The following is a 513-nucleotide window of genomic DNA, read 5'->3' as shown; positions in this document are numbered from 1 at the left end:
TCATAGACACTGATTCTTTATTAGATTCTTCTGTAGCGACGCCCCCAGCCTCTGCCGTTGCACCAGTGGAACCTCAAACAGATATCAATCATGAAGCGGTTGAATCAGCAGAAGACTTTTCATCGCGCTTTGCAGCAGATTTTGACTTTGTAAAATCATTAGATAGCAATCAAGTGACGCTAGATTTAGCCAATCAGTATTTACAATTAGGCGAATATGACAGTGCCAAACGCTTACTTAATGAAGTGATCGCTCAGGGTAATAGTGAGCAGAAACAACAAGCACAACTATTACTTGAGCGCACAGCATAATCAGTAGTCCGGATGCATATCAGCAAGTATCTCTTATTATCGGAGGCTTGCTGATTTTTTGCATTTAATTCTGATACTATCTATTATTGACCTCTCAACCTGTCACTAATAAACGCTCTGGCGCTTCTTTTTTCATAATTATTTACTGTGTTGATACTATGCCATCTTCTTTTATGACCAAAACTATGTCTGACCCCGTTCA

The 513-nt window shown here is 39.6% G+C and carries 1 protein-coding gene; it reads left to right on the top strand.

Annotation, left to right across the window (positions count from 1 at the left end; translation table 11 throughout):
• On the top strand, positions 1-311 hold a 311-nt coding region (locus ACS8FC_RS21020), incomplete at its 5' end, for a FimV/HubP family polar landmark protein (RefSeq protein WP_439298210.1).
• Positions 312-513: the final 202 nt, after the last annotated feature.

The organism is Psychrobacter sp. 1Y4 (assembly GCF_051847555.1).
Note: the sequence above shows the minus strand (reverse complement) of the source record. Positions and strands in the feature narration are given on the sequence as shown.